23 protein-coding genes are annotated in these 22246 nt (G+C 70.2%); 12 read left to right on the top strand and 11 right to left on the bottom strand.

From position 1 onward, the window contains the following. Positions 1 to 12 precede the first annotated feature (12 nt). The gene (locus ACFO60_RS17120) at positions 13 to 774 is read left to right on the top strand and encodes an LOG family protein (protein WP_380841326.1); all 762 of its coding nucleotides are present in this window, start codon (positions 13 to 15) and stop codon (positions 772 to 774) included. A 197-nt stretch (positions 775 to 971) separates the two neighbouring features. Here ACFO60_RS17120 and ACFO60_RS17115 read toward each other — a convergent pair whose 3' ends face one another. Further along, on the bottom strand, positions 972 to 3638 hold the full coding sequence (locus tag ACFO60_RS17115; RefSeq protein WP_380841324.1) for an RICIN domain-containing protein: 2667 nt from the start codon (positions 3636 to 3638) through the stop codon (positions 972 to 974). Between the two features lie 561 nt (positions 3639 to 4199). Here ACFO60_RS17115 and ACFO60_RS17110 point away from each other — a divergent pair. After that, entirely contained in the window at positions 4200 to 4388 is a 189-nt protein-coding gene (locus tag ACFO60_RS17110; RefSeq protein WP_380841323.1) for a hypothetical protein, read from the top strand. Positions 4389 to 4538: 150 nt separating this feature from the next. Here the strand turns inward: ACFO60_RS17110 and ACFO60_RS17105 are convergent, their stop codons facing one another. Both ACFO60_RS17105 and ACFO60_RS17100 read right to left on the bottom strand, forming a co-directional pair. Further along, complete coding sequence (locus ACFO60_RS17105; RefSeq protein WP_380841322.1) at positions 4539 to 5474, bottom strand: sulfite exporter TauE/SafE family protein; 936 nt, start codon at positions 5472 to 5474, stop codon at positions 4539 to 4541. 181 nt (positions 5475 to 5655) lie between these two features. Continuing rightward, positions 5656 to 6627 carry an NmrA/HSCARG family protein gene (locus ACFO60_RS17100; RefSeq protein ID WP_380841321.1) on the bottom strand — a complete coding sequence of 324 codons (972 nt, stop codon included), beginning with the start codon at positions 6625 to 6627 and terminating at the stop codon, positions 5656 to 5658. 363 nt (positions 6628 to 6990) lie between these two features. On the opposite strand from ACFO60_RS17100, the gene ACFO60_RS17095 reads away from it, so the two are divergent. Further along, positions 6991 to 8133, top strand: coding sequence for a calcium:cation antiporter (locus ACFO60_RS17095; protein WP_380841320.1), 1143 nt, complete (start codon positions 6991 to 6993; stop codon positions 8131 to 8133). A 48-nt stretch (positions 8134 to 8181) separates the two neighbouring features. Here the strand turns inward: ACFO60_RS17095 and ACFO60_RS17090 are convergent, their stop codons facing one another. Both ACFO60_RS17090 and ACFO60_RS17085 read right to left on the bottom strand, forming a co-directional pair. Then, positions 8182 to 8436: a cellulase family glycosylhydrolase gene (locus tag ACFO60_RS17090; RefSeq protein WP_380841319.1), complete on the bottom strand. Its 255-nt coding sequence runs from the start codon at positions 8434 to 8436 to the stop codon at positions 8182 to 8184. Beyond that, positions 8328 to 8711 carry a cellulose binding domain-containing protein gene (locus tag ACFO60_RS17085; RefSeq protein WP_380841318.1) on the bottom strand — a complete coding sequence of 128 codons (384 nt, stop codon included), beginning with the start codon at positions 8709 to 8711 and terminating at the stop codon, positions 8328 to 8330. Before ACFO60_RS17085 ends, ACFO60_RS17090 begins: the two co-directional genes overlap by 109 nt. 686 nt (positions 8712 to 9397) lie before the next feature. Here ACFO60_RS17085 and ACFO60_RS17080 point away from each other — a divergent pair. Next, on the top strand, positions 9398 to 11992 hold the full coding sequence (locus ACFO60_RS17080) for a non-reducing end alpha-L-arabinofuranosidase family hydrolase (protein ID WP_380841317.1): 2595 nt from the start codon (positions 9398 to 9400) through the stop codon (positions 11990 to 11992). Positions 11993 to 12098: 106 nt separating this feature from the next. Further along, positions 12099 to 12686: an LOG family protein gene (locus tag ACFO60_RS17075; protein WP_380841467.1), complete on the top strand. Its 588-nt coding sequence runs from the start codon at positions 12099 to 12101 to the stop codon at positions 12684 to 12686. Here ACFO60_RS17075 and ACFO60_RS17070 read toward each other — a convergent pair whose 3' ends face one another. Together ACFO60_RS17070 and ACFO60_RS17065 are read right to left on the bottom strand one after the other, a co-directional pair. Beyond that, positions 12687 to 13520 carry an MBL fold metallo-hydrolase gene (locus ACFO60_RS17070; RefSeq protein ID WP_380841316.1) on the bottom strand — a complete coding sequence of 278 codons (834 nt, stop codon included), beginning with the start codon at positions 13518 to 13520 and terminating at the stop codon, positions 12687 to 12689. After that, positions 13514 to 14110, bottom strand: coding sequence for a dihydrofolate reductase family protein (locus tag ACFO60_RS17065; protein ID WP_380841314.1), 597 nt, complete (start codon positions 14108 to 14110; stop codon positions 13514 to 13516). Before ACFO60_RS17065 ends, ACFO60_RS17070 begins: the two co-directional genes overlap by 7 nt. 75 nt (positions 14111 to 14185) lie before the next feature. Between ACFO60_RS17065 and ACFO60_RS17060 the strand changes: the two genes are divergently transcribed. Further along, entirely contained in the window at positions 14186 to 14710 is a 525-nt protein-coding gene (locus ACFO60_RS17060) for a winged helix-turn-helix transcriptional regulator (protein WP_380841313.1), read from the top strand. A 69-nt stretch (positions 14711 to 14779) separates the two neighbouring features. Here ACFO60_RS17060 and ACFO60_RS17055 read toward each other — a convergent pair whose 3' ends face one another. Beyond that, positions 14780 to 15064: a hypothetical protein gene (locus ACFO60_RS17055; RefSeq protein ID WP_380841312.1), complete on the bottom strand. Its 285-nt coding sequence runs from the start codon at positions 15062 to 15064 to the stop codon at positions 14780 to 14782. Between the two features lie 65 nt (positions 15065 to 15129). Between ACFO60_RS17055 and ACFO60_RS17050 the strand changes: the two genes are divergently transcribed. Then, complete coding sequence (locus ACFO60_RS17050) at positions 15130 to 15990, top strand: hypothetical protein (RefSeq protein ID WP_380841311.1); 861 nt, start codon at positions 15130 to 15132, stop codon at positions 15988 to 15990. Between the two features lie 72 nt (positions 15991 to 16062). Beyond that, positions 16063 to 16620 (top strand): DNA-3-methyladenine glycosylase I, encoded by a 558-nt coding sequence (locus ACFO60_RS17045; RefSeq protein ID WP_380841310.1) that lies wholly within the window; start codon positions 16063 to 16065, stop codon positions 16618 to 16620. A 22-nt stretch (positions 16621 to 16642) separates the two neighbouring features. Here the strand turns inward: ACFO60_RS17045 and ACFO60_RS17040 are convergent, their stop codons facing one another. Further along, positions 16643 to 17452, bottom strand: coding sequence for an enoyl-CoA hydratase-related protein (locus tag ACFO60_RS17040; RefSeq protein ID WP_380841309.1), 810 nt, complete (start codon positions 17450 to 17452; stop codon positions 16643 to 16645). Continuing rightward, a complete protein-coding gene (locus tag ACFO60_RS17035; RefSeq protein ID WP_380841307.1) occupies positions 17452 to 18240 on the bottom strand; it encodes a PaaX family transcriptional regulator in 789 nt (262 codons plus the stop codon). The genes ACFO60_RS17040 and ACFO60_RS17035 overlap by 1 nt, the downstream gene beginning before the upstream one ends. A 179-nt stretch (positions 18241 to 18419) precedes the next feature. Here ACFO60_RS17035 and ACFO60_RS17030 point away from each other — a divergent pair, with 179 nt between their 5' ends. After that, complete coding sequence (locus tag ACFO60_RS17030) at positions 18420 to 18587, top strand: DUF3117 domain-containing protein (protein ID WP_114033903.1); 168 nt, start codon at positions 18420 to 18422, stop codon at positions 18585 to 18587. Between the two features lie 104 nt (positions 18588 to 18691). Beyond that, positions 18692 to 20131: a leucyl aminopeptidase gene (locus ACFO60_RS17025; RefSeq protein ID WP_380841306.1), complete on the top strand. Its 1440-nt coding sequence runs from the start codon at positions 18692 to 18694 to the stop codon at positions 20129 to 20131. A 75-nt stretch (positions 20132 to 20206) separates the two neighbouring features. On the opposite strand, the gene ACFO60_RS17020 is transcribed toward ACFO60_RS17025, so the two are convergent. Then, a complete protein-coding gene (locus ACFO60_RS17020; protein WP_380841305.1) occupies positions 20207 to 20857 on the bottom strand; it encodes an O-methyltransferase in 651 nt (216 codons plus the stop codon). A 187-nt stretch (positions 20858 to 21044) separates the two neighbouring features. Between ACFO60_RS17020 and sigE the strand changes: the two genes are divergently transcribed. Together sigE and ACFO60_RS17010 are read left to right on the top strand one after the other, a co-directional pair. After that, positions 21045 to 21704, top strand: coding sequence for an RNA polymerase sigma factor SigE (gene sigE, locus ACFO60_RS17015; protein WP_380841304.1), 660 nt, complete (start codon positions 21045 to 21047; stop codon positions 21702 to 21704). After that, positions 21701 to 22228, top strand: coding sequence for an anti-sigma factor family protein (locus ACFO60_RS17010; RefSeq protein WP_380841303.1), 528 nt, complete (start codon positions 21701 to 21703; stop codon positions 22226 to 22228). Before sigE ends, ACFO60_RS17010 begins: the two co-directional genes overlap by 4 nt. Positions 22229 to 22246: the final 18 nt, after the last annotated feature.

Genomic DNA, 22246 nt, shown 5'->3' with positions numbered 1-22246 from the left:
AGCGTGATCGGCATGAACAGAGCATCACGCGAGGAGCGCCGCCAGGGACCGTCTCTCGTCCGGGGCAAGTTCCTGCCCGACTCCACCTACGACGAAAGGCTGCTCGACCAGCGCGGATCGACCGAGTGGCTGCACATGGACCCCTGGCGGGTACTGCGCATCCAGGCCGAGTTCGTCGAGGGTTTCGGGCAGCTCGGCGAGCTGCCGCCCGCCGTCACCGTGTTCGGCTCCGCGCGCACGCGTCCCGACGACCCCGACTACGCCATGGGCGAGACCCTCGGCAAGGCGCTGGCGGAGGCGGGGTACGCCGTCATCACCGGAGGCGGGCCCGGCATCATGGAGGCCGCCAACAGAGGCGCGCGCCACGCCGGCGGCATCTCGGTGGGCCTCGGCATCGAGCTGCCCTTCGAGCAGAAGCTGAACGACTACGTCGACCTCGGCATCGAGTTCCGCTACTTCTTCGTGCGCAAGACGATGTTCGTGAAGTACGCCGTGGGGTTCGTCGCGCTGCCCGGGGGGTTCGGCACGCTGGACGAGCTGTTCGAGGCGCTCACGCTGGTGCAGACGCGCAAGGTGACCTCGTTCCCGGTCATCCTGATGGGCAGCGCCTTCTGGGGCGGCCTGCTCGACTGGATCCGCGAGACCCTGCTCGCCACCGGCAAGATCTCGGCCGGTGACCTGGACCTCATCCGGGTCACCGACGACGTCGACGAGGCCGTGCGCATCATCGTCGACTCCGACCGCGAACGCACCGCCCCCCGCCACGAACCCTGACCCACCCGCCGCCCGCGGACTCAGACGGCTCTTCGGCGTGTCGCACCGCGTCCCGTGCTGGTTCCCGTGAGAACCGCCGCGTCCGGCGGGTCGGCTTCGTGAGCTCACTCGTGGCGGCACGCCACCGGCTTCCTCATCCGGCACGGCGCAGGGTGGGGTACGGCCCGGCCGCCGTGGCCGGGCCGCTCCAGGTGGTCTCAGGCCGGGATCAACTGCCATTGCTGGTTGGCGCCGCCGTTGGCGGACCACTGCACGACCTGGGCGCCGTCGGAGGTCGACGCACCGTACACGTCTGCCAGCAGCCCGCTGTTGTAGCTGACGATCGTGTAATAGCCGTTGCCGGTGGACCGCAGGTACCACAGTTGGTTGGTGCCGCCGTTGGCGGTCCACTGCTGCAGTTGCAGCCCTTCGGTCGTACTGCCGCCGTTGACGTCGAGGGCCTTGCCGGTGGGGACGTAGCGCAGGGTGTACGCACCGCCCTGACCGCTGGTGACGGTCCACGCGGCGGAGCCGGACTGCTGCACGGCCTTGGCGCCGTCGGCGGTGGAGCCGCCGGCCACGGCGAGCGTCTTGCCGCTGTTGCGGTTGACGATACGGTAGGCCGCGCCCGATATCGGGCCGCCCGGACCGGACCCGAGGTTGAAGTACTCGATCGCGTCGGTGAACGTCGTGGCATTCGACTTGGTGGTCGTCAGTACCAGGTAGACCCGTGAGCCGCTCGCCGGGGTGGTGAAGGTGACCGGCTGGGTGACCCGCGAGCCGAGCGGGATGGTCAGGTTGGTGTTGCCGGACGCGATGACCGCGCCGGTCGGGTTGTCGAGCCGGGCGGTCCAGGTGAAGTTCACCGAGGTGTCGGTGAGGTCGTCGTTGAACACGGTGATGTTGCGAGTCACCGTGGCGTTCGGGGCGTAGCTGGGCACGGCCTGCGGCAGCGGGAAGGTGCCGCTGGAGTCCGAGGCGCCGGAGGCGGACCAGTACGGGAGGTCGACCGCTGCCACCGGGTTGAACGCCGCCTGCACGCGCTGGATCTGCGAGTTGCTCCACGGGTCGGTCAGGTTGTCCGCGCCGTAGACCGGGCGACCGCCCTCCTCCGGGGTGAAGTCGGTGGTTCGCACGCCGGGCACCACGCCGGCCCAGGCGGACAGCAGCGTGTACGGGCGCAGGTCGCTGGCGTCCTTGCCACGCTTGGCAAGCGTTGCCGTGGCGAACCACGTGAAGCCTTGCTTGGTGCTGCAGGCGGGCCAGATGTACTCGCCTTCGCCGTCCGGCCGCCCGGAGACGCGATTCAGGGCCTCGCCGTACCGGCCGGTGCCGTCCAGGTAGTGCGCGAAGATCGCGAAGTTCGGGTAGTTCATGTTCGGATACCGGCTGGCCGAGTCGGCGCCCGGAGCGGCGTCGATGCTGATCGGCCGGGTGCCGTCGTTGCCGTTCATCGCCGCGTACAGGTCTTGTTCGAACTGCTGCGAGTCGTTGTTGTTGAAGCTGGGCTCGTTGATCTGGCTCCAGCGGATCACCGCCGGATGGTTGCGGTCCCGCAGGGTCAGCGCACGCGCGTGGGCCACCATGTTGTCGCGTCCGGCCACGAAGTTCTGGGCGCCACTGCGGATGGCGGTCTCGTCGATGATCATCAAGCCCATATCGTCGGCCACGTCGAGCATGTACGGGCTGGCCGGTTCCATGTGGATGCGTACCACGTTGTAGTTGAGGCGCTGGTAGTTGTCCACCGCCTGGGGCCAGCCGCCGTTGCCGGACGACGGTGGCAGAAAGCCGGGCAGGGTGTCGTACGCGTCGCCCTTCCCGCCGTTGTTGACCCGGTCGTAGCCGGCGCCCTGCAGGCTGTCGCCACGGAAGTTGACTCGCACGCCGTTGAGGTAGTAGTACTCGCCGTTCTGCGTGCTCTCCCGGAACCCGAACCGGTACGTGGCATCACTGGTGCGGCCGTCGTCAGCGGCGGCGTGTATCGCGAGGCGGTGCAGTTGGGCCCGGTATCCGGGCCGGTACGGCACATTGGGCCACCAGTAGGAGGTGGTGCCGAGGTTCCACGCAACGGGACCCACCGTGACCTTCGCCGTCGAACGGGCCGCCACCGTCACGGTTCGCTGTGGCAGCTGCGGGTAGTCGAAGGAGCCTGCGCCGTCGGACGCGAGCGACCCGGTCAGGGTGACCGTTCTGGTCGCGGCCGAGGAGTTGGTCACCGACACCTCGTAGCTGAGGGTGCGGTCCGCCACCGAGGTGCGGACGAACGCGTCACTGACATACACCGCCGGATATGCCCGCAGGTACGCCGACCGGAAGATCCCCTGCGGTATCGCCTCGGACCAGTCGGCCGCCACGGGAACCAGGTACTTGCCGTCGGCCGCCTTCAACGCCCCGCGACCCTTCACCTGCACACTGATCGTGTGTGTGGTGCCGGGCGCCGCGTAGCTGCTGATATCGAACTTCGACGGGGTGAACGCCGTCGTCTGGGTCGCCACCACCCGGCCGTCGACCGACAGCGTCGCCTGGTGGTTCACCGCCCCGAACTCGATCCACGTCGACTGGGGCTGACCCGAGTCCGGTATCACGACGGTGCGCGAGTACACAGCCTCGTTCACGTCTGTGAAGCCCTGCTTGTACCAGCCGCCGCCGGGCACCTTGATCGACGTCGTCGCCCGGCCCGCCGGAGTGAAACTCCACGTCCCGGCGAGATCGACCGAAGCGACCGCGGCATTGCCCGCGGTGAATCCATCGATGTCCCCAGCGGCGGCGGCGACCGTCGCGGCGGGCTCCGACGGCTTCACCGCGGGCCGCTGTGCGGCCACGGCCGGCTGCGCCCCGATCGTCGCGACCAGGAAGGCCGCCACCACGGTCGGCCATTTGCTCATCGGCCTTCGGGCGCGATGAGGAAGATCGTTCCGTTTCATGCGTGATCCTTTCGGGGGAGTCCCTTGTGGATGCACTTCTTGATCCGGCCGCCGCCCGCGACGCCATCCGGTGGCGCCCCGGCGTCCGTCCGTCACACCCGCGGTGATCGTGCCGTCCCTCCGGAGGCGCCGCCGCCGGCCGTTCAAGCGTCGCGGTCCGCCCGCGAGAACCGAGGGCCTGAAGGGGGCACGCCGTCTCTTGGTAATGGAATTGCCGTATCGGTTCGACGGCACGGTCGGACAACAAATAAGGTCCGGGCTCCCACCTGTCAAGGCGCAGAGTTCCGCAGAGATGGGATCACCTCGGCCATTCAGTTCCATCGCAGCCGAGCGACATCGCGCCAACTCGAACGTTATGCAACTTTCAGGCCGCGTCGGATACCTCATACATGGGATGTGTCACGACATCGACCAGGCGGTACCGACATCGAGAATGGGGAAGCGCGTGCGGCAGGAACATCCAGCCCGCGTCCGACTTCCCACCGGTAGGCGAATCGATTCGATGCCATCGGACAGCGGGGCTTGGTCGAACGCGCGGAACTCGGCCTGCTGACGCGGAGGCAGGCCGAGGAAGCGATCAACAGAGAGGCGGCACTCTCGAAGGTGAGGAAAGGCGCGCTAGAGAGGCTGGGCAGGGCGTGCGGAAAGGCTTACGAGGCCGGCCGGGGTGACGTCGAGGTCCCCATCGAAGTCGATGGGACTCAAGGGTGACGGTGCCGAGGAGGACGCGGGCGCGTTCGTCATAGCGTGTGGCCACGGCTCGGAGGTTCCGCGGCCGGTCGATCGCGGCCACGATCGGTGGCCACGATCGGTGGCCATGGTCTGAGGAACAGCCGTCAGACCATGGCCACGAGAGCGCGATCAGGTGTAGATCTTCTCCTCCTCCGTGCGGGCCCGCAGCTCTGCTTCGATCGCCTCGACCGATTCGTTGGCCTTGTCGCGGCGGTACTCGCGCAACGAGTAGGCGACGGCCGCGACCCAGAGGAAGGCGATGACGATGTAGGCGATGGCCTGGACGTTGCCGGGGGCGTCGATCCAGTCGCTGCGCAGGAGGGTGCGCACGTTGGTCAGGATGATCACACCCCCCACCAGGGAACCCAGGATGCGCGGCGGGATGTGCCGCACCAGCCAGGCCGCGATCGGGGCCGCGATCACGCCGCCCAGCAGCAGGACGGCGACCCAGGCGAAGTCGATGTTCTCCGAGCCGATGCCGACGAAGAAGCCCGCGCTGGCGGCGAGGGCGACCAGGAACTCACTGGCGTCGATGGAACCGATCACCTTGCGCGGCGGGATGCGGCCGCTGGCCAGGATGGCGGGGGTGCCGACCGGGCCCCAGCCGCCGCCGCCTGTGGCGTCGACGAATCCGGCGACCAACCCCAAGGGGGCGAGGAAGCGCTTGCGCAGCGGCTTGCCCAGGTTGCCGCGGGGCAGGCCGTAGGCGGTGAAGCGGACGAAGACGTAAACGCCCAGCGCCAGCAGGATGATCGACATGACCGGCGCGGCCACCTCGGTCGACAGGCTGGACAGGAACGTCGCGCCGGCGAAGGCGCCGATGGCGCCCGGAATGCCGATCTTGAGTACGACTCTCCAGTCGATGTTGTCGAACCGCCAATGGGACACGCCCGACGCGAGCGTGGTGCCGATCTCGGCCAGGTGCACGGTGGCCGAGGCGGCGGCGGCGTTCGTACCGATCGCCAGCAGCAGCGTCGTCGAGGTGACGCCGTAGGCCATTCCTAAGCTGCCGTCGACGAGCTGGGCGACGAAGCCGACCAACCCGAGCAGGATGAGTGAGCGCACTACATGTCCTTCCCGGCTTTTCCTACTCTGCAAGTAGTAATTACGTTTAGCGTAGGAAATGGATCCGTCAAGTCACGTTTCGGACACGCGTCTCATTATTTGGGCGCCACTGACGCTCATCGCCGAATTGGGCTCCCGGTTCCGGCCGCGCACGTTGCCGGCGAGGGAGCGGTTACGGCTGTCACGTGCGCTCTGACCGTTCGCCCCCCAGGTCGTCGCGGATCTGGTCGCGGTGCCTGGCCAGGAAATCGGCGAGACTGGTCCACCCGGGGTGGATCGAGCGGGCGACGTCGACGTCGCGCAGTCCCAGGTACGACTCCGGGAACTCGGCGTAGTACTGGAACATGTTGCCGATCTCGACCGCTCCCGGGAAGCCCAGGCCGCGGACCTGATCGTGGGTGGGCGGGCGGTAGGCCACCGGCTCGCCGAGCGCCGTGCTGAGCGCGGCCGCGATCTGCTCGCCGGTCAGGTGCTCGCCGGCGAGGCCGAGCACGGCCCCGATGGTCTTCTCCGGCTGCCGGAACACGCCGAGCACGATCTGGCCGATGTCCTCCACCGCGATCCCGGCGATCGGGGTGTCGCCCACGGGAAGGTGCAGGGCGAGAGTGCCGTCCGCGTCCCGCTGCGGCTTCTGTGTGTCGAGCAGGTTGTCCCAGTAGAACGACACCCGGATGTAGGTGGTGGGAAGGCCGGACTCGGCGAACAGGGCGTCGGCCTCGCCGCCCTTCACATCGAAGTGCGGCACCTTGTAGACCTCGTCGAGGGTCGGCATCCGGTCGTCGGAGGCCGGGACGACCTCGCGGGTGTCCTCCAGCGTCGACCAGACCACGTGCCTGAGGCGGGCCGCCGTGGCCGCCGCGATCAGGTTCCGTACCTCGGCGAGTTCCTTGGCGGCCGACAGGTGCTCCCAGAACGGGGTCACCAGGAAGGCGCCGTACGCCCCGTCGAACGCTCGTCGGAGACTGGCCTCGTCCTCCAGGTGCGCCTCGACCACCTCCGCGCCGAGGTCCGCCAGTTCCCTGGCCTTCGGCGAGGAGGCGTTGCGGGTGATCGCGCGAACCCGGTGGCCGCCGTCGGCGAGGAGCGCCCGCGCGACCGCGCCGCCCTGGGCGCCGGTCGCGCCCACCACTGAGATCACTTCGTTGCCGGACATCGTGTCCTCCAGTCGTCGGCGGTCCGGTGTGGACACCGAACCTCAGCCGTCCTCATTTAATCACCTATTATGACTATCATGGTTTGTGACTAAGGCGAACGGCGCCTGTGAGAGCCGCAGCAACACCTGCGACATGCTCAAGCTGGGTGGACGGATCGGCCGCCGGGCAGTCAGGTCGTGCCGGTGTGGCCCGGTACGGGGCACCTCGACCTGGTGATGTCATTGACGTGCGATGACGAAGAGCAAGGGTCCGATTCCCTTAAGTGCCGAGCCTGTGGGTACGGAGCACGCGATGGACAGACCCGCTCGCTTCCCGCCCCGCACCCGTCCCGGCCTCCGGATGCTTCGGATGGCGGAGATCACGTGAACAGCCCGGTCCGGGCGCCGGCCGCCGGCCGTTCGCCACTCGGACTGGTCGCGGGCGCCGTTCCCGTCCTGGCGGTGCTGGTGCTGGCGCTGGTGTGGGGACGCGACCTGCCCGTCATCGCCGAGGCTCTCCTGGTGGTCCTGCTGACCGGCGCGGTCCTGGCCGCCGTCCACCACGCCGAGGTGGTGGCCCACCGCGTCGGCGAGCCCTTCGGCTCCCTCATCCTCGCGGTGGCCGTCACCGTCATCGAGGTAGGGCTCATCATCAGCCTGATGACCTCCGGCGGCTCCTCCGCCGCCTCGCTGGCCCGCGACACCGTGTTCGCCGCCGTCATGATCACCTGCAACGGCATCGTCGGGCTGTCACTCCTGCTCAGCGCGCTGCGCAACCGCGTGGCGGAGTTCAACCCCGAGGGCACCGGCGCTGCGCTGGCCACGGTGATCACCCTCGCGACGCTCTGCCTCGTCCTTCCCGCCTTCACCACCAGCACGCCCGGCCCCGAATTCTCCGGTCCGCAACTCGTCTTCGCCGCCGTGGCCTCACTGGCCCTGTACGCGCTGTTCGTGTTCGTGCAGAACGTCCGGCACCGGGACTATTTCCTCCCCGTCCACGCGCCAGGTGAACGGCCCGCGCGGACCGGCGGCGGCCCGCGCGCCGACGAGGAACATGCCCCCACCCCCTCGCTGAAGAGCGCCTTCATCAGCCTGGGCCTGCTCCTGGCGGCCCTGATCGGCGTCGTCGGCCTGGCCAAGGTCGAATCCAGCACGATCGAGCGCGCGGTCACCGCCGCGGGCCTGCCGCAGGCGGTGGTCGGTGTCGTCATCGCCCTGCTCGTCCTGCTCCCCGAGACCCTCGCCGCGGCCCGCAACGCCCGCCGGGGCCGCACCCAGATCGGCCTCAACCTCGCCCTGGGGTCGGCCATGGCCAGCATCGGCCTGACGATCCCCGCCATCACGGTCGCCTCCATCTGGCTGGGCGGCCCGCTGCTGCTCGGGCTGGGCGCAACCCAGATCGTGCTGCTCGCCCTCACCGCCGGCGTCGGCATCCTGACCGTCATGCCCGGCAGGGCCACGCTGTTGCAGGCTGCGGTCCACCTCGCTCTGTGCGCCATCTACCTGTTCCTCGCCGCCAACCCCTGAGGGGACGGGCGCCGCGCCCTCCGGACGCGGCGCCCGCCACGGTGATCGTCAGGTGGTGGAGCCGGTGTAGCGGTTCATCACCGTCGTGGAGTCGGCGGGGTAGGTGTTGATCCACTGCCACGAGTCGTGGTGCAGGTTGATCGGCACGTAGAAGCCCTCGGCCAGAGACCGGTCGATGACCTGGCGGACGCGGTTCAGCCACGCGGAGTCGATGGTGTGGTCGGGCGCCGCGCCGTGGTGGTTGCTCCAGGTGATCGGGATGCGGATGCTCTTGTACCCCTGGGACCGCACCTGGTGGAGCATGCGTTGAAACCGAACGAGACCGTCGCGTTGGTGGCGATGGTCGCGTTCCAGCTCACGTTCGCCGCGGTGACCTGCGCTCCGGAGGAGGTGACCGTCGAATTCCACGCCTGGGCGACCTGCCGGCCCGACGGGAAGGTCCAGGCGAGCTTCCAGCCGTTGATGGGGTCGCCCAGATTGTCGACGTTGACATTCGCGGTGAACCCGCCCGGCCACTGCGACGAGACGGTGTAGTTCACACCGCAGCCGGTCGCCGCGTGCGCGGTGACGGTCGTCATGGTCCCATCGTCACCAGCGTGACCGCGGTACCGACGACCGCGCTGAACCACAGACGTGCCCTGCGTAATTTGTGCATTCTCGCTCTCTTGAGCGCGTCAGCCGCTGATCCCGCCCATCAGCACTCCCCTTGATGAAATGGCGTTGCACGACCGGCCGGACGAGGCCGATCAGTGCGCTGGTGCGTACGACGACCGTCATCCTGATCGCCTTGGTGGGCGGCGGCCCGGCGCGCCCAGTGATCCAGGGACGCCGAACGGGCGCGACCTGCTCGCCCTCCGCACGATCAAGCGCGCGGTCACCTCCGCCCGCCCGCCCCAGACGGTGGTTACCAGAGGCGCGGCGCCTGTTCGATTAAGGCGGGGCACTGAAACTTACATCACGATTTCCCGCCTCAATTGTGACGGCGGCCCGGGAGTTCAGGAGGCTGGGGCGCAAGTCGGAACATGTGCGAGGCGTCTATGGCCGTACGGATGTGCCAGATGATTTCCGGCGCCCTTGACGTGTTTTCGGGAGATTTCCACACTGAGTTCCCGGTGCTCTCTGCCGCCGGACGGTGGTGTGTGGCAGGGACCGCCGTCTATGACGCCCTAGTGGCGTGCGTCCCGGGGTGACGGGGCGTGGCGTCGATCCTGCGGGGTGTGCCCCGTGTTCGCTTTTCCGTGATTTCAGTTATGGAGGCTCAGGCATGGGCACGAATGCCATACCCCCGCCCGGAACCAGGCGGTCGCGCACGGGTCTTCGCCGGGCTCTGATCGCCGGCGCCCTTGGCGTGCTCGGTGTGACCACGGCGCTGACGGTGCCGGTCGAGGCCGGTGCCGCTGCGAGCACGCTCGGCGCGGCGGCGGCGCAGAGCGGCCGCTACTTCGGCACCGCGATCGCCTCGGGCAGGCTCGGTGACTCGGCGTACACCACGATCGCGAACCGTGAGTTCAACATGGTGACGGCCGAGAACGAGATGAAGATCGACGCCACCGAGCCCAACCAGAACCAGTTCAACTTCAGCAGTGGTGACCGGGTCTACAACTGGGCGGTGCAGAACGGCAAGCGCGTGCGCGGGCACACGCTGGCCTGGCACGGCCAGCAGCCTGGATGGATGCAGTCGATGTCGGGCAGCAACCTGCGTCAGGCGATGATCAACCACATCAACGGCGTGATGGGCCACTACAAGGGCAAGATCTACGCCTGGGACGTCGTCAACGAGGCGTTCGCCGACGGCAACTCCGGCGGCCGGCGCGACTCCAACCTGCAGCGCACCGGCAACGACTGGATCGAGGTCGCCTTCCGCACCGCCCGCGCCGCCGACCCCGCCGCCAAGCTCTGCTACAACGACTACAACATCGACAACTGGACCTGGGCCAAGACCCAGGGCGTCTACAACATGGTCCGCGACTTCAAGCAGCGCGGCGTGCCCATCGACTGCGTCGGCCTGCAGTCCCACTTCAACAGCGGCAGCGCCTACAACGCCAACTACCGCACCACGATCTCCAGCTTCGCCGCGCTCGGCGTCGACGTGCAGATCACCGAACTCGACGTCCAGGGCGCCTCGGCCACCACCTACGCCAACATCGTCAACGACTGCCTGGCGGTGCCACGCTGCGCCGGCATCACCGTGTGGGGCGTCCGCGACCAGGACTCCTGGCGCTCGGGCGACACCCCGCTGCTGTTCAGCGGCAGCAACAAGAAGCCCGCCTACGACGCCGTCCTCAACGCGCTGAACAACGCCCCGCCCAGCCCGACGCCTACCCCGACGCCGACTCCCACGCCGACGCCGACCCCGACTCCCACCCCGACTCCCACGCCCACCCCGACTCCCACGCCCACCCCGACTCCCACGCCGACGCCGACCCCGACGCCGACACCCACTCCCACCCCGACCCCGGATACGGGGAACTGTTCGGCGACGATCGAGACGACCAACAGCTGGCCGGGCGGGTTCCAGTCGACGGTGACGGTCCGCGCGGGCAACGCCCCGGTCAACGGCTGGACCGTGCGATGGACCTGGCCCGGCGGGCAGAGCATCAGCAGCCTGTGGAACGGCGTGCACACCGTGTCCGGCTCCAACGTGACCGTCCGCAACGCCGACTACAACGGCTCCATCGCGGCGAACGGCTCCACCACCTTCGGCTTCACCGCCAACGGCACCGCCGCCACCCCCACCGCCACCTGCAACGGCAACGGTGGCCCCACCCCCACGCCGACTCCCACCCCGACGCCGACTCCGACCCCGACGCCGACGCCGACTCCGACCCCCACGCCGACTCCGACCCCCACGCCGACTCCGACGCCGACTCCGACGCCGACTCCGACCCCCACGCCTGGTGGTTCGCTGCCTTCGAGTCTGCGGTGGAGCTCCAGCAGTCAGCTGATCTCGCCGAAGTCGGACTCGTCGCACAACGTCGCGGGGATCAAGGACCCGACGGTGGTGTACTCGGGCGGCAAGTACCACGTGTTCGCCAGCATCGCGAACTCCGGCGGCTACAACATGGTGTACCTGAGCTTCACCGACTGGTCGCAGGCCTCCTCGGCGACGCACTACTACCTGGACCGCAGCCCGATCGGCACCGGTTACCGGGCCGCGCCCGAGGTGTTCTACTTCGCGCCGCAGAACCTGTGGTACCTCGTCTACCAGACCGGCAACGCCTCGTACTCCACCAACCCCGATATCAGCAACCCCAACGGGTGGAGCGCACCGAAGAACTTCTACTCCAGCATGCCCAGCATCATCCAGCAGAACATCGGCAACGGCTACTGGGTCGACATGTGGGTGATCTGCGACAGCGCCAACTGCTACCTGTTCTCCTCCGACGACAACGGGCATCTGTACCGCTCGCAGACCACGCTGGCGCAGTTCCCCAACGGGTTCACCAACACCGTGATCGCGATGCAGGACTCCAACAAGAACAACCTCTGGGAGGCCAGCAACGTCTACAAGGTGCAGGGAACCGACCAGTATCTGCTGATCATCGAGGCGATCGGCTCCGACGGCCGGCGCTGGTTCCGCTCCTGGACCTCCAGCGGCATCGCCGGGTCCTGGACCCAGCACGCCGCCACTGAGAGCAACCCCTTCGCCCGGGCCAACAACGTCACCTTCAGCGGCTCGGCCTGGACCCGTGACATCAGCCACGGCGAGATGGTCCGCACCATGACCGACCAGACCCTGACCATCAGTCCGTGCAACATGCAATACCTGTACCAGGGCATGGACCCCAACGCCGGCGGCGACTACAACTCCCTGCCTTGGCGCCTGGGCCTGCTCACCCAGACCAACTCCACCTGCTGACGCACCATCTCCACCTGCGGAAAGAGGCCTCCGGTGCCGCGGATTCCCGCCGCGCCGGAGGCCTCGGCCGTGAGAGGGCGGGCTGTGTAGGGTTACCGCCGTGGCGATGGCGATTTGCGTGTTCTGCGCGTCCAGTCAGAAGATCGACCAGAAGTACCTGGACCTGGCCGACGAGGTGGGCGCCGAGGTGGCCCGGCGGGGACACACGCTCGTCAGCGGCGGCGCGGTGGTCTCCTGCATGGGCGCGCTCACCCGGGCCGCCCGGCGGGCAGGCGGGCGCACGGTCGGCGTGATGCCCCAGGCGCTGGTGGACCTGGAGATCGCCGACACCGACTCGGACGAGCTGATCATCACGGCCGACATGCGAGAGCGCAAGGGCATCATGGACGCGCGCTCGGACGCGTTCCTCGTCCTGCCCGGCGGCATCGGCACGCTGGAGGAGCTCTTCGAGATCTGGACCTCGCGCGTGCTCGGCCTGCACGACAAGCCATTGGTCATCCTGGACCCGTGGGGCCTGTACGAACCGCTGCGCCGGCTCGTCGACGGCATGTACGAGCAGGGCTTCACCCGCCCGAACGTCTTCGACGCCATCTCCTGGACCACGACGGTGAGCGAAGCCGTCGAACACCTGGAGAAGCCCGCCCGGCCGCTCAGCCCTCACCCCGACGAACTCGGCGAGTCCGCCACCGGCTAGTCAGCCGGGCGTCACGTCGCGCTCGCTTCTCCGGGCGAGGCGCTGGAGTTGCCCTTCGTGCATGCCGGCCACCCACTCCCAGCCGGGCTCGGCGGAGGGGCCGACCCGCGGGTCGGCGAGATCGTGGCCGTCGCGCAAGGCGTGCACGTACGCCCGATCCTGGTCGATCCGTGCGCGTACCTGATCGGCTCCGCCGACGGACCCGTGGCCAGGGACGACGACGTCGACATCGCCCGCCACGCCCTCGATCAGCCGGAGCGCGGCGAGGTGGTCCTCGATCGGGTCCGCGGCGCCGTTCACGTCGAGCATCGGAATCAGCGCATCGGACAGCATGTCGCCGGCGACGAGAACCCCGCGTTCCTCGATCAACAGCGCCGCGTGGCCCGGGGCATGCGCTCGGTGCTCGACGATCCGGACGTGAGGGCCATCCCATGGAACGTGCGCCGTCCCGGCGGGCACGCCGGTGATGACGCCGAGAAGGTCCAGCGGTACCCGCCCGGCGATCTCCGGCGGCAACGTCGAGGCGACCCGGGCCTTCCCCTGCGGGTCCGACAGCCGATCTCGGACGGTGGCCGCGCAGCGGGCCGTGCCGTAGCGAGGCGCCGCGCCGAGCCGGGCGTGCCAGAGCAGGTGATCCCAATGCGGATGCGTCGAGAAGCCCGCCACGACGGGCCGGCCCGACTCGCGAAGGTCGTCCGCGAGGCAGGCCATCTCGGAGGCGGTCACCCCGGCGTCGATGAGCAGCACGCCGGCCCGGCCCTGGACGACGACGGCGTTGCTCTGGCAGAACCCGCTCTGGTGGACCAGCACGCCGTCCGCGACCTGCCTCAGCACGGGCCCGCCTCCTTCGCGTCCACGATGGCGTAGTGATGCATCGTGACGCCCTGCTCGAACGATCGCTGCTCGATCAGGTCGAGTTCGATCGGCATGTCGTAGTCGTCGAACAGCGGCCTGCCGAAGCCGAGGATCGCCGGATGGGTCCAGAGCATCAACTCGTCGAGAAGCCCCGCCCGGAGCAGCTGCGTCGCGAGCGCCGCGCCGCCCACACTGATGCTGCCGTCGGTCCCGGCCCGCAGGGCGGCGAGTCGCTCGATCGCGTCGTCTCCGCCGATGATCCGGGTGTTGTGATCGGCGTCGCGGCGCGTACGGGAGACGAGCACCTTGGGCTTGGCCGTCCAGATCTCGCCGTACTCACGCATGTAGTCCGGCAGCGAAGCGTCCTCGGGCGCCCGTGGCCAGTACTCCTCCATCGTCTGGTAGATGACCCGGCCGTGGACCATCAGCGCGAGCGCCCGCGTCCGCGCGTTGCACTCGCGGTGCAGTTCCTCGCTGATGCGCAGCCACTCGCCGGCGCCGTTGTCCCCAGGAACCTGCTCGATCCGCAGGTCGAGGGACACCTGCATCGAATAGACGAAGCGGCCCATCGGCTCCCCTTTTCCCCAAGTGCTTGCGATCTGCAACTACTATAGGGAGGGCGAAATGCCTGTCAAGGAGGAAATGTGGAACCACGGTCCGGGTGTTCGATCACCGCCGCCGTCGAGGTGCTCGGAGATCGCTGGACGTTGCTCGTGCTCCGGGACGTCATCTTCGGCGACCGCCGCTACTTCCGGGTGCTGCTCACCGGGTCGATCGAGGGCATCGCCTCGAACATCCTCGCCGACCGCCTCGTGCGGCTCGTCGACGCGGGGATCCTCACCCGCGGCACCGCGGCGCGGGGGCAGCGCGCTCGCTACAGCCTCACCGAAGCCGGCATCCGGACTCTTCCGATCATCTACGCCCTCGGCGACTGGGGCCTCGACTGGCGCCCCGGCGGCGACGAGCTCCGGAGCCGGCAGCAGCTCATGCGCGATGGAGGCCCGGCGTTCATCGAGGAGCTCATGGACGAACTCCGCGTCCGCCACCTCGGCGCCCCGCAGAAGCCGTACGACGGTCCAGGCCCGTTCGAGCGCCTCGACGCCGCGCCGCCGAGCACGCCGAGCACGCCGACCACGCCAAGGACGCACAGCGAGCCGGACGGTGCATGACCTCGCCCAGCGCTCATCGGCGTCGCGGCCGCGGGGGCGCCCGCACGCCCTCTCACGGGGGCCGGCGCGTCAGGCGAGGCCGCGGCGGGCCAGCGCGGGGGGACGCCTGCCGGCGAGCGACTCGGTCATGTCGAGGGCCTGCCGCACCTGCTCCTCATGGCCGGTGCGGAAGACGCGGGCCCCCAGCCAGGCGAACACCGCCGCCGCGGCGAGCTGGGAGGTCAGGTCCCCCGTCAGCGTCACCACGACCGTCCGCCCCGCGCGAGCGTGCCGTTCCACCTCGGCGGCCGAGCGGGCCTCCACCCAGGAGGCGTCGAGCGGCGTGTCCGGGCCGGTCACGAGAACGGGCGTCATAGGACCGATGCTGCCACACGCCGATCAAGGCGCGCTCAAAGGCGTCGATGTGGCACGATTCGTATGTGCTGGTCCTACTCGCTGTCGCCGCGATCGCCGTCCTCTACTGCGTGGTGGTGGTCTCGCAAGGGCGCGGCGGAGAGCTCACGGAGTTCGCTCCCGACGTCCCGCCCCTGGACCTGCCCTATCCGCGCGAGCTCACGGCCGTCGACTTCATGGCGATGCGGCTCCCGGTGAGCCTCGTCGGGTACCACACCCAGACGGTCGACGAGACGCTGCAGCGTGCCGCGATGGCCATCAGCGAGCGCGACACCCACATCGCCGTGCTGGAGCAGCGCGTCGCCGAACTGCTGTCCGGGCGCGTCCAGGCCCGCCAGGAGGCGCAGACGCGGCCGCCCTACGCGGCGGGCGAGACCGAGCCGTCCCGCACGGGCATGGGGCTGGCCGCGGCGCCGCACCCTCTCTCCGAGTCCGAGACGCTGACAGGGCCGGGAAAGTTCTCGCGGTGGGACACCGTCGCGGGGTCCGCGTCCGAGCCCCTCGCGATGCCGGAGGAGTTCCCGCCGCCGGCCAGGTTCTCGGGTCTGGGCGCCAGCCGCCCTCCGCACGAGCCCTCGGCGGCCTCCGAGGGGGTCTCAGGTCTTGGAACCGGCCCCGCGCACGAGCCTCCCGCACCCTCTGAGACGATCTCGGGTCTCGGGACCCGCGCCGCGCACGAGCCTCCCGCGCCCTCCGAGACGATTTCGGACCGGGGGAGGAGCGCTGCAGACGAGCCCTCGGCTTCCGTGGACACCCCGGAGGAGTCGCTCCCGGCCGGGGAGGAGGACGCCCCGTCCGGCAGGCACGCGGCGTCCAACGGCGGTCCGGCGGCGGGCGACGACCGTTCGGAGACGCGGGACTCCCGTGGCGGCATCGCGGGCGCTTGACCCTCGCCTATCGCGGGCGCTTGACCCTCGCCTGCGGGCGGGTCCCCGTCCGAGCCGGTAACCTCGACCCCTGTGGAACCTGAGCTCGTCAGATGCGGCTGGGCGACCAGCACTCCCGACTACATCCTGTACCACGACGACGAATGGGGCAGGCCGGTCCACGGCGACGACCGGGTGTTCGAGCGGCTGACGCTGGAGGCGTTCCAGTCGGGCCTGTCGTGGCTGACGATCCTGCGCAAGCGCGAGAACTTCCGCAAGGCGTTCGCGGGATTCTCCATCGAGGCGGTCGCGGCGTTCGGGGAGGCCGACGTCGAGCGGCTGCTGGCCGACGCGGGCATCGTCCGCAACCGCGCCAAGATCGAGGCGGCCGTCGCCAACGCCCGCGCCGCCGCCGAGCTGCCCGGCGGCGTCTCAGAGCTGGTCTGGCGGTACGCCGACCCGTCCTCCCCCGTGCCCAAGACGCTCGCGGACGTGCCGGCGACGACGCCCGCGTCCAAGGCCCTGGCCAAAGAGCTGAAGCGCCATGGCCTGCGCTTCGTCGGCCCGACCACGGCCTACGCGCTGATGCAGGCCATCGGCCTGGTCAACGACCACCTCGCCGGCTGCTGGGTGCGCGAGCGCGTCGTCTGAACGAGGCGGGCTCGCACGGCCGTCAGCGGCCCTCGAAGACCGGTCGCTGCTTGGCGAGGAAGGCGCGGGTGGCGCTGTGGTGGTCCTCGGTCTTGGCGCACGCGTCCTGCAGGTCGGCCTCCACCTCGAGGGCGTCCTCCAAGGGATGCGCGGCGGAGAAGTCGAGGGCCTGCTTGATCGCCCCGTACGCGAGCGTGGGGCCCTGCGCCAGCCGCACGGCGAGGTCGCGGGCGGAGGCCGCCAGCTCATGCTCCGGCACGACGGAGGTCACCATGCCGAGCCGCAGCGCCGAGGCGGCGTCCACGGGTTCGCCGAGCATCAGCAGCTCGCGGGCCTTGGCCGCCCCGACCAGGCGGGGAAGGGTCCAGGAGGCTCCGGAGTCGGGGGCCAGGGCGATGCTGCTGAAGGCCATCGCGAAACGGGCGTTCTCGGCCGCGACCCGGAAGTCGCACACGAGCGCCAGCGAGACGCCCGCGCCGGCCGCGAAGCCGTTCACGGCGGCGACCACGGGCTTGCCCATGCCGGCGACCGCCAAGATGATCGGGTTGTAGTGGGCGCGGACGGTGTTGTCCAGGCCGACCCCCGCCTCGAGGTTCGCCGCGTGCTCGCGCAGATCTTGGCCGGCGCAGAAGCCGCGCCCCGCGCCGGTGATCAGCACGGCGCGCGCCCCGGCCTCGTCCCTGGCACGTTCGAGAGCCTCCAGCAGGGCCGCCTTCATCGCGATGGTGAGGGCGTTCATCGCGTCGGGACGGTTCAGCGTGATCGTGGCGACGCCCTGCTCCACGGAGTAGAGAACGTGCTCGCCGCCTGGCCGATCCGGCTGCTGCTCCATCAGTGGACTCCTTTGTCCAGGTTGTGGTCGACGAAGGCCGCGGCCGCCGGTAGCAGCCGGGCCGCCTCCCGCTCGAAGTAGGCGCGCGCCTTCTCTCCTGGCCAGGCCGGCGGGAGGAGCTCTGCGGGAAGGCCCGGATCGCGGAACAGGAAGTTGCGCCATCCGTGGACCAGTCTGCTACGGGCCGCGAAGACCTGATCTTCGGGGGCGTCGCACGGCAGGGCGCCGACCAGGTCGACGGCCTGCCCCGTCCACTCTTCGTAGGCCCGTGCGATGGCGCGCAGATCCCACGCGCGGGCGACCATCTCGCGCGGGTCGCCGTCCAGGGTGCTCTCGAACCGGTCGGCGCGCACCCGCTCGTCCTCCAGCAGGGCGTCCAGCTCGGGAGAAGGGCGCGGCCCGATCCACGTGCCCTCGCACAGGGGGGCGTAGCCGAGGAACGACAGGTCGGCGCGCAGCCGCTCGCGCCTCGCCCGCTCGCGCACCGGCTGGAAGACCAGCACGTGCCACCGTCCCGACCAGGGCGCGGAACCGGTGCGGTAGATGCGCACGGCGGCCTCGTCCAGACGGCGCAGGCACTTGGGCGTCAACGCGTACCCCGGGCCCTGGGGCAGCCGGACGGGGGTGAGCCAGTCTTGCCGCACCATGCGCGAGATCGCCGTGCGGACCGCCGGCGCGGCGATGTCGAGCGGGGCGAGCAGCCGCACCAGGGCGGCCACGGACGCGCGTCCGGCACGGATGCGCAGGTGGTCTCCGTAGAGGTCGAAAAGTGCGGCGCGGGCGTTCACACGGACCAGTTTGATCGGCGCGAGGGCCCCCGACAACGCATTCTGGGAGGAGATCGTTACCCATGCGCGCTCGCGAGGCGGGATAATGGGACGTCACAGAAGACGTGAAAGCGGCGGGCGGCCGCGCGCCGAACGGCGCGTCGCGGCATCGCCTGGCCGAGGCAGGAAGGGATACACGCATGGCGGCGATGAAGCCGCGGACTGGCGACGGTCCGCTGGAGGTCACCAAGGAAGGACGGGGCATTGTCATGCGGGTCCCTCTGGAGGGTGGCGGCCGGCTCGTCGTCGAACTCTCACCGGACGAGGCCAGAGCCCTTGGCGACGCTCTGAAGAACGTCGTCGGCTGACATACCCCTGATACGACCCACTGACACAGGCGACTTGACGGCCCCGGCGGCCGGGCCAGACCCCCACGCCGGGGCTGTCGCACTTCCAGGCCGGGGAGGCCACCATGCCCATCGAGACCGTGCTGAGCTTCGGCGATTCGCCCGCGCAGGACACCGACCTGCTCGCCGTGCCGTTCGGAGGCGAACTCACCCCTCAGGTGGAGCTACCCGTGCCGATCCCCGCCCTCCTCGCGCACCACGAGGCCAAGGGGGAAGCGGGCGAGGTGATCGAGGTCCCCGTCCCGCACGGCGACGCGGTGCGGCGGGTCCTGCTGTACGGCATCGGCGACGGCGGGCCGCGCGCCCTGCGCAAGGCCGGCGGCACGCTGGCGCGGCGGGCCAGGGGGCGCCGGACGATCGACATCGCCCTGCCCGCCGGGGTGGGTGAGCCCGGCTGGTCGGCCCTGACCGAGGGGGCGCTGCTGGCCTCCTACACCATGCGCATCGGCGCGAGCCGCGTGAAGGCGGTCGAGGAGGTCCGCCTGTCGGGCCCCGAGCAGGCCCGCGCCGTGGTCGAGCGCGCCGAGGTCATCGCCCGCGCCACCGCGCTGACCCGCGACCTGGCCAACACGCCGTCCTCGGAGAAGAACCCCGCCTGGCTGGCCGCCCGCGCGGCCGAGCTGGCCGGGCGCGAGGGCCTCACGATCAAGGTGTGGGAGCCGGACGACCTCGCCGGCGGCGGGTTCGGCGGCATCCTCGCGGTGGGCCAGGGGTCGATCAGCCCGCCCCGGCTGATCCAGCTCTCCTACGAGCCCGAGCAGCCGGCGGGCGACCACATCGTGCTGGTCGGCAAGGGCATCACCTTCGACAGCGGCGGCCTGTCCCTCAAGCCGACCGAGGGCATGAAGTTCATGAAGACCGACATGGCGGGCGGCGCCGTGGTGATCGCCGTCCTCGGGGCGCTGCGCCGGCTCGGCGTGCGGGCGCGCGTCACCGGGCTGGTCGCCGCCGCCGAGAACATGCCCTCGGGCAGCGCCCAGCGTCCCGGCGACGTGATCACGCACTACGGCGGCCGGACGGTCGAGGTGCTCAACACCGACGCCGAGGGCAGGCTGGTGCTCGCCGACGCCCTCGCCTACGCCGACGACGTGCTGGACCCCGACACCGTCATCGACCTCGCCACGCTCACCGGGGCCATCGGCGTCGCCCTGGGGCGCGACATCGGCGCGGTGTTCTCCAGCGCCGACGACCTGGCCAAGGAGCTGCTGGAGGCCGGTTCCAGGTCCGGAGAGGCGCTGTGGCGGATGCCGCTCATCGACGAGTACCGCGCCGCCCTCGACTCGCCGGTCGCCGACCTGTCCAACATCGACGCCGAGAACAAGTACGGCGGCGGCTCCATCACCGCGGCGCTGTTCCTGCGCGAGTTCGCCGGCGGGCGTCGCTGGGCCCACCTCGACATCGCCGGCGTGGCCCGCACCACCGCCGACGACGGCATCTTCACCAAGGGGGCGACGGGCTTCGGCGCGCGCCTGCTGCTCGACTGGCTCACCGCGCACCACGCCTGACCGGTGACACCGCCGGCCTGTACGCCCGGCGCCGCCCCGGCCCGGCGACGCGCGCCGGGCCGGTGACGCCGCGGGTCAGTTGGCGATCTTGATGGCGGCCAGGAGGCCGTCGCCCAGCGGCATCATCAAAGGCCGCAGCCGATCGTCCGACCTGATCAGCTTGCCCAGCTCGCGGATGGCGACGGTGTCAGGGTCGCGCTGCGCCGGGTCGGCGACCCTGTTGTGCCACAGCGCGTTGTCGAAGGCCACGATGCCGCCGAGCCGCAGCAGGCGCACGGCCTCCGCCAGGTAGTCGCCGTACTCCTGCTTGGCGGCGTCGCAGAAGACCATGTCGTAGCCGCCGTCGGCCAGCCGCGGCAGCACGTCGAGGGCGCGTCCTCCGATGAGGCGCACCCTGCTGCCGGAGAACCCGGCCTCGGCCAACGCCTGCCGCGCGAGCCTCTGGTGCTCGGGCTCGACGTCGACGCTGGTCAGCGTGCCGTCGGGACGCATGCCGCGCAGCAGCCACACCCCTGAGACGCCGCAGCCGGTGCCGACCTCGACCACGGCTCTGGCGCTGATCGCCGTGGCGAGGAAGCACAGGGCGGCGCCGCCTCCGGGCAGGATGGGGACGGCGCCCACCTCCATGCCGCGCTGTCTCGCGGCGTGCAGCACCTCGTCTTCGGAATGGAACTCCTCCGCGTAGGCCAGCGTGGCCTCCACCGGACTGGTCGGCGTCGGGGCCATCGGCCTCTCCTCCCCGCCTTCGCCGTGGCACGTATTGGTCGCAGCCTAGGGGAGTCGGGGCCGAACGGGAACTCACGCCACAACGGGTACGTTGCACGCTTTGAACGACCTTTGTTCAAGGCCTTCGAAGAACACAGCTCGGCCTCATTGGTCGCCGGGTACGCAGGAAGGGACGAAAGCAGGCACTATGGCTGTAGCGGTGGTCCCGGAGAGAGGAGTGCTGGTGGAGGACAACCACCAGGCCGATGCTCCCGACAGTGCGTCGCCAGGGGGAGACCCCCGGCTGCCCGACGGAGGCTGGACGCCTCCAACGTGGGAGGAGGTCGTCCGCGCTCATTCGGCGCGCGTCTATCGCCTCGCCTACCGGCTGACCGGCAACGTCCACGACGCGGAAGACCTCACGCAGGAGGTCTTCGTCCGGGTCTTCAGGTCGCTGTCCAGCTACACCCCGGGCACCTTCGAAGGCTGGCTGCACCGCATCACGACGAACCTCTTCCTCGACATGGCGCGGCGCAGGCAGCGCATCCGCTTCGAGGGGCTCGGCGACGACGCGGGCGAGCGCCTGCGCGGCCGTGAGCCGTCGCCGGCGCAGGTGTTCGACGACGCCCAGCTCGAACCCGACATCCAGGCGGCGCTCGACTCGCTTCAGCCGGAGTTCCGCGCGGCGGTGGTGCTCTGCGACATCGAAGGTCTGTCCTATGAGGAGATCGCGGCGACGCTCGGCGTGAAGCTCGGCACCGTCCGCAGCCGTATCCATCGCGGTCGCAGCCAGTTGCGCGAGGCGCTCGAGCACCGCGCGCCCCGTCGCGACGAACTCCCCCCGACCGTAAGCAGGGAGGGAGCATGAGCCATCTCGGAGAACGCGCCTCGGCGTTGATCGACGGCGAACTCGGTCACGCCGAGCGCGAGCGCGCGCTCGCACATCTGACGTTCTGCGCCGACTGCCGCGCCGAACTCGACTCCATGCGAGCGCTCAAGAGCCGTCTGAAGTCGGTCGAGCCGCCGGCCGTGCCGGCGGACCTCACCATGTCCCTACTGCGGATGTCGGAGCCGGGTGGTCCGCTCCCGCCGCGCGTCCGTCCCTTTCCCACTCCGTCTTATTCGCTGAACGGCGCTCCCGCCGACAACCGCCCGCGCCGCCGCGGCGGCTTCGCCGGGCCGGGCCGGCCGGGAGGCGGCCGCAGGGCCGGGTACGTCGCGGTCGGCGTCGCCTCGGCGGCCGTCGCCCTCGGCACGCTGTTCATGATCGGCGGCGTGGACAACCGGCCGCCGGCCCCGCCGGTCGAGATGTTCGCCAACCAGCACCGGGCGACCGCCCCGGCCGGCCAGCCTGTGCCGGGAAGGGCCGTGACGCCCACTCAGCGCCCCTGACACCGGGCCGGGCGGGTC

Source organism: Sphaerisporangium dianthi (genome assembly GCF_042654065.1).
GTDB lineage: Bacteria > Actinomycetota > Actinomycetes > Streptosporangiales > Streptosporangiaceae > Sphaerisporangium > Sphaerisporangium dianthi.
Note: the sequence above shows the minus strand (reverse complement) of the source record. Positions and strands in the feature narration are given on the sequence as shown.